Raw genomic sequence first — 8086 nt, 5'->3', positions numbered from 1 at the left:
TCGCAGGCTGGCGCGAGACTATGAGCGGCTGGCTGAGACCTTGCGAGGTTGGCACTGGTTGGCTTTTTCGATTCTGATGACAGCGAAAACTGTGGAGCTTTTACGAACAGCTAGTTAGCAGGCTCTAATCTTCATGGGCCACCCCCTCCACCGCCCGCAGACCTTCTGCAAGCATCTGCTGAATGTCTTGGGGGCTCTCGAGCCCCACCGAAAGACGAATCATCTCCGGCCCCACCCCGGCAGCCCGGCGGGCCGGTTCGGGAATGCGGGCGTGGGTGGTGGTCCAGGGATGCACGGCCAGGGTGCGGACATCACCCACGTTGGGGGCCTGGAGGATTCTCAAGTGGGCCAAAAAGCGGCTGGCTCCCTCAAGCCCACCCCGAATCCCAAAGGTCAGGATGCTGCCAAAAACCCCGCGCAGATACCGGGCAGCCCGGGCATGGGCTGGGTCTGCGGCCAGGCCCGGGTAGCGCACCCAGGCCACCTGCGGCTGGGACTGGAGCCAGCCCGCCAGGGCCAGAGCGGTCTGGCTAGCGCGCTCAACCCGCAACTCCAGGGTCTCCAGGCCCTGAAACAACAGGTAGGCATTAAAGGGCGAGAGTACCATACCGCCCAACGACAACCCCAGTTGGCGCACCCGCTCCAAGAAACATCGCGCCCCATGCTGTTCCCAGGGGATTCTGCCCTGTGCATCGGGGCTGGTGAACTGGGCATAGCGCTGCCAGAGCAGGGTTTCCCGCGACAGCACCGCTCCTCCCAGAATGGAACCGTGCCCGCTGGCCCACTTGGTCAGGCTATGCACCACCACATGCGCCCCGTGCTCGAGCGGGCGGGCCAGCGCCCCCACCGCGCCAAAGGTGTTGTCCACCACCAGGGCCACTTGCCGTTCCTCGCAGAGCCGGGCCAGCCCCTCCAGGTCTGGGAGCCTGAGCGAGGGGTTACCCAGCACTTCTACAAACACGGCGCTGGTTTTCTCACTCAGGGCGCTTTCTACCGCTGCCGCCTCGGGCTCCACAAAATGAACCCGAACCCCCATCAGGCCCAGCACCTGGTTCAAAAGACCCACCGTCCCCCCAAACAAACCAGGACTGGCCACAATTTCATCACCCGAACGCACCAGGGCCAGCAAGGCAGCAAAGCTGGCTGCCTGGCCAGAAGCCAGGCACACCGCACCTAAGGCTCCCTCCAGGGCAGTTAAGCGGGCCTCGAGGGCCGCTACTGTGGGGTTTTGGATGCGGGTGTAGGTGTAGCCCTGGTTGGTAGCAAACTTCTGGGCACCATCCTCCAGGTCTGCGAAGCCATAAGCAGCCGTGGCGTATATCGGCACGCCCACCGCGTTGTAGGGGTCTTGTTCGGGAAGCCCACTCAAAACAGCCAGACTGGAAAAGTCCACATACCCTCCTTCAGATCTGCTCGAAGAAGGGCCTTTGTCCCTTCTTCCATCTTTCCCCTGAAGGCCTTTGCTGTGCCTAGCGACCCCGGGGCGGATTTGGCACCAAGCGCGGGGGTTTCTCGGTAATGGGCGATTGTCCCCCGCAGGTTGCCGCAGCTTCGTCGGGCCGTTCCCTCCACTGCTCTGGATAGAAGAACTGCTTACCCTGGCCGGGTAAGGTTCTATGCAATGGTATGGGCTGGGAGAATCAGCGTCAAGCGACCGCGAGGCTCATGTTTCTGCCTCCGGTACACAGCAAGTCCTGCCCCACATTTCACTTTTTTGGCCAGGAGGTTCTTGAAGCCCTAGATATAGCCCACCCGCCGGAGTTCTTCTTCCACGGCTGCCAGCACCTTGGGGTAGGCTTCCTCCAGGGTCAGCCCCCGCAAGGTAGCCCCTGCCGCAGGCACATGGCCGCCCCCGCCCAGCTTGACCGCTACCGCCTGGGCCGAAACACCACCGCGGCTGCGGATGCTAAGCTTCACGCCCTCTTCCCGCTCGCGCAAAAAAACCGCCATCTGGCTGCCCTCGGCATAGCGAATGATGCCCACAAAGTCGTCGGAGTCTTCCACGCTCACGCCCCGGGGCATATGGGCTGTCACCAGCAGGCCCCCAAAGTGAAACCCCACCGTGGAAAGCACCGCCCCCATAGCCTTGAAGTAGCCCACCGGACGCCACTGCAAGCGGTCGGTAAGTTCGGCCAGTTTCACGCCGTGCCCCACCAGCTCGGCAGCCGTGTGGAGTACCTCGGGGGTGGTGTTGGCAAAACGAAAGTTGCCGGTATCGGTAATCAAGCCGGTCAGCACGGGTGTGGCCATCTCGGCAGTCCAGCCTACCCCCAGCGCATCTATCAGGTCTTTGACAATCTGGGCTGTGGCCGCTTTAGAAGGGTCCACCACCGAAAGGTAGCCGAAGCGCGGGTTGGTGCCGTGGTGGTCAATGTTGATGACAAACCCCTCTACCGGTGCCCCCGCCACCCGGCCCGGCTCGGCGGCGTCCAGCACCACCAGGGTGGCCCCTTCCGGTACATGAGCGATGGGCTCGCTGTACTCGTCTTCTTTGACCAGGAAGCGCAGAAAACGCGGAGGGTCGGCAATCCAGGTCACTTTTTTGTCCATGGCCTTGAGGGCTCGAGCCAACCCTAACGAAGAACCAATGGCATCGCCGTCGGGATCCACGTGCGAAACAATAATGATAGGGCCCTCGAGCTCCCGCAGCGTGTCGGCCACGGTGCGAACCTTCTCCCAATAGCGCGGCTCGGGACCGTTATGCAAAGCATCCATAGCTCTTCAACTATACCGGCTGGCTGCATCGCCGGATGAGTTTTCCATGCATTCCGGCACACGGCAAAGAAACCGACTGGATCCAGGCCGTTGCAAGCCCCAAGGGCCCTCACAGGCTATAATCCCGGTTGGACTTATGGAACGGCTCATCCCCCCCACCCCGTCTCTAAAAGGCACCCTTCGCGTTCCCGGCGATAAATCGGTCACCCACCGTGGGCTGATGCTGGGGGCGCTGGCCCAGGGCGAAAGCACCCTCTACTACCCCCTCAAGGCCGGTGATACCCTCTCGACCGCCCAGGTCATGCGCCAGCTCGGAGCCGAGATTGCCGAGCAGGGCGAGCATTTTCACATCAAAGGGGTGGGCCTTCGGCTCCAGGAACCCACCGATGTGCTCGACTGTGGCAACGCCGGAACCCTGATGCGGCTGGTGGCTGGGCTGCTTTCGGGACAGGAAATCTTCACGGTGCTCACCGGCGACGCTTCGCTGCGGCGGCGGCCCATGGGCCGGGTGACCACCCCTCTGCGGCAGATGGGGGCTCGGATCGAAGGGCGTGAGGGCGGCAAGCTGGCGCCTCTGGCCATACGCGGCGGCGGCCTGCGCGGCATTCACTATGAGTTGCCGGTAGCCAGTGCACAGGTCAAAAGTGCGGTCTTGCTGGCAGGTCTGTTTGCGGAAGAAGATACCGAGGTAGTCGAGCCCGCCCCCACCCGCGACCACACCGAGCGGGTCTTCCGGCACTATGGCCTGCCCATCGAACTCGAGGGCAACCTCATCCGCACCCGCCGGGCCGAGCCATTCGCCGCCAGAGACCTCATTGTTCCGGGCGATTTCAGCAGCGCGGCCTTTTTCATCGTGGCAGCCCTCATCACCCCCGAATCTGACATAACCCTCGAGGGCGTGGGCCTGAACCCCACCCGCACCGGGCTGCTTACGGTGCTCAAGGAGATGGGCGCCAACCTGAGCTGGGAGGTGACCGAGGGGCAAGACGGCGAGCCGGTGGGCTCTATTCGGGCCCGTTCGTCCAGGCTCAAAGGGGTCTCGGTAGACCCCAGGCTGATTCCCCTGATGGTGGACGAGGTGCCGGTGTTGGCGGCGGCAGCGGCCTGGGCCGAGGGCGAAACCTATATTCCTAACCTGGAGGAACTTCGCGTCAAGGAGTCCGACCGCGTAGCGGCCATCGCGCACAACCTGCAAAACCTGGGCGTGCCCGTGGAGGTGGGGCACGACTGGCTCAAGGTTCGCGGCGGTAGCGTGCAAAGCGGCGTGGTGGAGCCCTTCCACGACCACCGCATCGCCATGGCCTTTGCCGTCTGCGGCCTGCCCAAAGGTGTAGTGGTGCAGGATGCCGAGTGGGCCAGCATCAGCTTTCCAAGCTTCTGGGAAGAGCTGGAACGGCTGACCGGTAAGGTTTAGTACAGTCTGGCCCCGGGCGTCTGAGCCAATGTTGAAATGTACGAGCAAACTCGAGTAAGGCAATCACAGGCTCGTATGCGCCCGGACCTCCGGCTTTCTGACTTGCGACGTGGAACCCGAGATATGGGGCAACATACAGGCTTCTTTGCAAAAGTGTTCTGGTACTTCACCTAGCGTATGCACGACATCATCACCATAGACGGCCCCTCCGCCTCGGGCAAAACCAGCGTGGCCAAGCTGGTCGCCCAGCGCCTGGGCATTCCCTACATCTCCAGCGGCCTTCTGTACCGGGCGGTGGCCCTGATGTGTTTGCTCGAAAACGTCTCGGCTGAGGAAATTGAGGGGCGGCTGGAGAAGTACCGCCTCGAGCTCAGACCCACCCCCACCCAGAACCTGGTTTTTCTGGACGGCCACGAGGTCAGCAAGGCTTTGCACAGCCTCGAGGTAGACCAGATTGTTTCCGCTGTAGCCGTGCGACCTGCCATAAGGGAGTACGTTAACAACGTGCTACGCAAAATTCCGCCCCCGTTCGTGGTGGACGGGCGCGATATGGGCAGCACGGTTTTTCCCCAAGCCCGCTACAAGTTCTACCTGACCGCCAGCCCCGAAGTGCGGGCTAAGCGCCGCGTACCCGAGCGCGACGCCGCCTACGAAACGGTGCTGGCCGAAATTATCCGGCGCGACCAGGCCGACCAGAAACAGAGCGCTCCCGCCCGGGATGCTATCATCCTGGACACCAGCCACCTCGACCTCGATGGGGTAGTGCGGGCTGTGCTAAAGCACCTAGCCCCACCGAGCTAGAGCGATCTTCACAAAGATCGAGTCTCCCCTGTATTATCGCGCCCTTCGCAGACGTTGCTTCCCATGTGATACCGGATTCAAAAAGACAGTTTAGAGACTGTCTGATAAGGCTCTAGGAGGCCAATCTTCTAACCATAAGGCGGATCATTGCGACGTAGATGAAGGTTTCCGTGGTTTCGGGCAGAAACTCGTAGTCCCGCTTGAGCCTGCGGTTGAAGCTGAGCCAGGCAAAAGTACGCTCCACCACCCAGCGGCGGGGGATGACTACGAAAGAGCGACGGCCGCGGGTCTTCTGGCCAAGCTCCTCGATTAGATCGGGGGGCATGGGTAACCAGATACCCCTAAAGTTTGCCTCGGGTCTTCGCATGACCTGTACCGTCCAGCCCAGGGTCTGTTTGACCCCGTCTGCAAACTGGCGTTTGTAGCCGCCGTCGATAAACAGGTGGGATAGGCGCTTGAATATAACCCAAGCCGCTGGTAACACGACCCGGCCTCCTTGGGCATCGCTGAGGTTAGCGGGCAACACCTTGACCTTCAATACCCGTCCTTGGGTATCCACCAGCCAATGCCTCTTGCGGCCTTTCACCTTTTTCGCACCATCGTAATCTCAGATGCCCCCTTTTCACTGGTCTTCACGCGCTATAAGGACTATATAGGGTTGCCTGGCGCATTGTGTCTGAAATGCTGTATTGAAGGCCAATCTCGTCATTGCAGGAATTCCCCAACGCCCTGTTTTGAGAACCTCGAGCCAAGTTTGAAGCGCAAACTCTCACCCAAATATCTACAGATTGTTCGATTGACATGGCGACAAAGTTGAATTGATTCGATAAACACACAGTTCTAGTAAGCTAAATCAAGATTTTACTGTGCGGGACTGACCAAACACAACCGCGTAAAATCAGTATTCATCAAACATTAACTTAACACCGCTTCCTGAGCGTCCTCGTGTTAGGTTTGATTTAGGGTTATGTGGAATGGTTTCATGCAACACCCCCGCCCTGGGATGTTTATGTTGAATTCTCTCCGTTATGTCCTGCTCGTCATGCTGGCTGTGGCAGCACTCCTTGGCGGCTGCGCCCAGACCAAGCCCGGCACCCCACCTCCCCCGCCCGGCACCCCACCTCCCCCTGCCGCCGGCTGGGGCGAGGAGTTCAGCGGCCCTTACCCGAGCTGGAAAAGCGTGAAGGATTACGGCGCTAAGGGGGACGGGGTGAGCGACGACACTGCCGCCATCCAGCGGGCCCTCGACGACCTCAAGACAGTGAAAGATAACCCCTGGAGCGTGCTCTACTTCCCGGCGGGGCGCTACCGCATCACCGCCACCCTTAGCACCCAGCGCAACGTCCATGACGACTACCTAGGTGCCCAGATAGTGGGCGAGCACCCCGAGAACACCCTTCTCGTCTGGGATGGCCCTTCTGGCGGCACCATGATGCGCTGGGATGCCTGGTACGACAAGCTCAGCCGCCTGACCTTCGACGGGCAGGGACGGGCCGCGAACGGTCTGGTGCGGGCTGGGGGGTTCGCTACCTACGGCGAACTGAGCGACCTGATCTTTCGCGACATCAGCGGCACCTGTCTCAACTTCGGTAATGGTGAAGTCAACGGGGTGGCCGAGCAGGCCGTGCTGCGCAGCCGTTTCTACCGCTGCGACATCGGGTTGGCAACCCAAAACTACAACTCGCTCGACATCTACGCCTGGTATAACTATTTCGAGGACAACACCACCGCGATGTTCAACGCTGCCGGGGCCTTCCACGTTTACGAGAACCGCTTCGTACGCTCGAAGGAGGCCGATTTGCGCTCTGGTGTGAACATGGTAAGCTCCCTGGTGAACAACCTCTCGGTAGGGTCAAAAGCTTTCATCCGGGGCTTCCTGGCCAATGTCTACCTCCAGGGCAACCGGGTCTATGCCACCACCGGCACCCCACTTGACCTCACCAACGCCGACCCGGTCGTGCTCGTGGACAACATGGTTCAGGCACCAGCCGGACAGCCCGCTGTGCGACTGCCGGGCGCGAACGCCCTCCTAATCGGCAACACCTTCTCAGGCCCCACCTACTGGCCGGTGCGAGTTCCCGAGCAGCCCTTCAACCACGGCTTTGGCACTATCGCCCAGCCTATCGAACTCGCTGTAGACGGTAACCCCTCCACCTACACCACTCTGGGCATGTGGCGTTACGAGGCAGGTATCCAGTGGAACACCCCGCCCGGTACCCGCCGCACCGCCGTGCGTTATGCTCTGAGCTCAGCCCAGGGCCTGCCGGATGCCCGGCCCGACCCCCAGGATTTCGCCCTCTTCGGCTCGAACGATTGGGGCTCGAGCTGGGTTCGGCTCGACCTGCGCACCGGAGAGCGCTTCAGCCCTGGGCAGCGCAAGGAGTACGTCCTCGCCTCCCCCCAGGCTTTCGCCCTCTACGAACTGCGAGTTCTTAAAAATGCCCTCGGCCAGGTTCCTGGGCAGGAGCCGGGGGGCTGGGTGAGCTTGGCCGAGTTCGAGCTTCTGGACAACACCGGAAAGCGGATCACTGCTGAGGTCGGCGGTTTGGTTCAGGGCGCGGACGAGGATTGGGGTCGACTCTATGCCGACCCCAACAGCATGACGCCCCAAAGCATCAGCTCACCTCCGGAGGTCAAGCCCTGGGACTTCGTGCCCCGTAAAGACCGACCCCGAATCTCCGTGACGGCTTTCACTGGGGAGGCCGTGCAGCAGGCCATCAACCAGGCTGCCACCTTGCCCGTGGGTAGCCGACCTGTGGTGCATCTGCCCAAAGGCCGCTACCGGGTCAGTAACACCATCACCGTGCCCGCTGGAGTTGAACTCTCGCTGGTAGGCGACGGAGCCGGGTATCGCGGCTCGAGTCTAGCCTGGGAGGGAGCGGGGTCTGGGCCGGTGTTGCGGCTTGCGGGACCCAGCCGAGCCACCCTGCGCGATCTGGAGGTGATGGGCGGCAGCATGAACGGGGCTGATGCTCTGGTGATTGAAGGGGCCGACGGGCCGGGCGGGCGAGTCTACGGCAGCCAGGTGCTTTCCAACGGGCCCGGCAGCCCCAACAACGCCGCCTTAGCCTTCGAGGTGCTCGATCTGCGCCAGACCGAGGTAACCATGACCGCCTTCGGGATGTCGAGTTTCCTGGGGGGGGTACGGGTGATTGG

Annotated in this window: 5 protein-coding genes, 1 pseudogene and 1 riboswitch; of the genes and pseudogenes, 3 read left to right on the top strand and 3 right to left on the bottom strand. The window is 61.7% G+C overall.

Annotated features, from left to right (window positions below; all coding sequences use genetic code 11):
• Positions 1-124: 124 nt before the first annotated feature.
• Positions 125-1393 carry an O-acetylhomoserine aminocarboxypropyltransferase/cysteine synthase family protein gene (locus Mhypo_RS16440; RefSeq protein WP_119342334.1) on the bottom strand — a complete coding sequence of 423 codons (1269 nt, stop codon included), beginning with the start codon at positions 1391-1393 and terminating at the stop codon, positions 125-127.
• Between the two features lie 43 nt (positions 1394-1436).
• Positions 1437-1587, bottom strand: a riboswitch (SAM riboswitch).
• Positions 1588-1737: 150 nt separating this feature from the next.
• Positions 1738-2715 (bottom strand): DHH family phosphoesterase, encoded by a 978-nt coding sequence (locus tag Mhypo_RS16435; protein WP_119342333.1) that lies wholly within the window; start codon positions 2713-2715, stop codon positions 1738-1740.
• 136 nt (positions 2716-2851) lie between these two features.
• On the opposite strand from Mhypo_RS16435, the gene aroA reads away from it, so the two are divergent.
• Both aroA and cmk read left to right on the top strand, forming a co-directional pair.
• Complete coding sequence (gene aroA / locus Mhypo_RS16430; protein WP_119342332.1) at positions 2852-4129, top strand: 3-phosphoshikimate 1-carboxyvinyltransferase; 1278 nt, start codon at positions 2852-2854, stop codon at positions 4127-4129.
• A 177-nt stretch (positions 4130-4306) separates the two neighbouring features.
• Positions 4307-4930, top strand: a complete 624-nt coding sequence (cmk, locus tag Mhypo_RS16425; protein WP_119342331.1) for a (d)CMP kinase — start codon at positions 4307-4309, stop codon at positions 4928-4930.
• A gap of 112 nt (positions 4931-5042) precedes the next feature.
• On the opposite strand, the pseudogene Mhypo_RS16420 reads toward cmk, so the two are convergent.
• Positions 5043-5522: pseudogene (locus Mhypo_RS16420) on the bottom strand (transposase); the annotation flags it as partial.
• Between the two features lie 459 nt (positions 5523-5981).
• On the opposite strand from Mhypo_RS16420, the gene Mhypo_RS16415 reads away from it, so the two are divergent.
• A partial coding sequence (locus Mhypo_RS16415) for a glycosyl hydrolase family 28-related protein (RefSeq protein ID WP_206074945.1) occupies positions 5982-8086 on the top strand: 2105 nt, incomplete at its 3' end.

Source organism: Meiothermus hypogaeus (assembly GCF_003574035.1).
Classification (GTDB): Bacteria; Deinococcota; Deinococci; order Deinococcales; family Thermaceae; genus Meiothermus; species Meiothermus hypogaeus.
The sequence above is the reverse complement of the archived record's forward strand: the minus strand, read 5'-3'. Positions and strand labels throughout refer to the sequence as shown.

Coding starts and splice junctions, on each gene's coding strand:
- Mhypo_RS16435 (WP_119342333.1), bottom strand. CDS start 2,715: ATGGATGCTTTGCATAACGGTCCCGAGCCGCGCTATTGGGAGAAGGTT.
- aroA (WP_119342332.1), top strand. CDS start 2,852: ATGGAACGGCTCATCCCCCCCACCCCGTCTCTAAAAGGCACCCTTCGC.
- cmk (WP_119342331.1), top strand. CDS start 4,307: ATGCACGACATCATCACCATAGACGGCCCCTCCGCCTCGGGCAAAACC.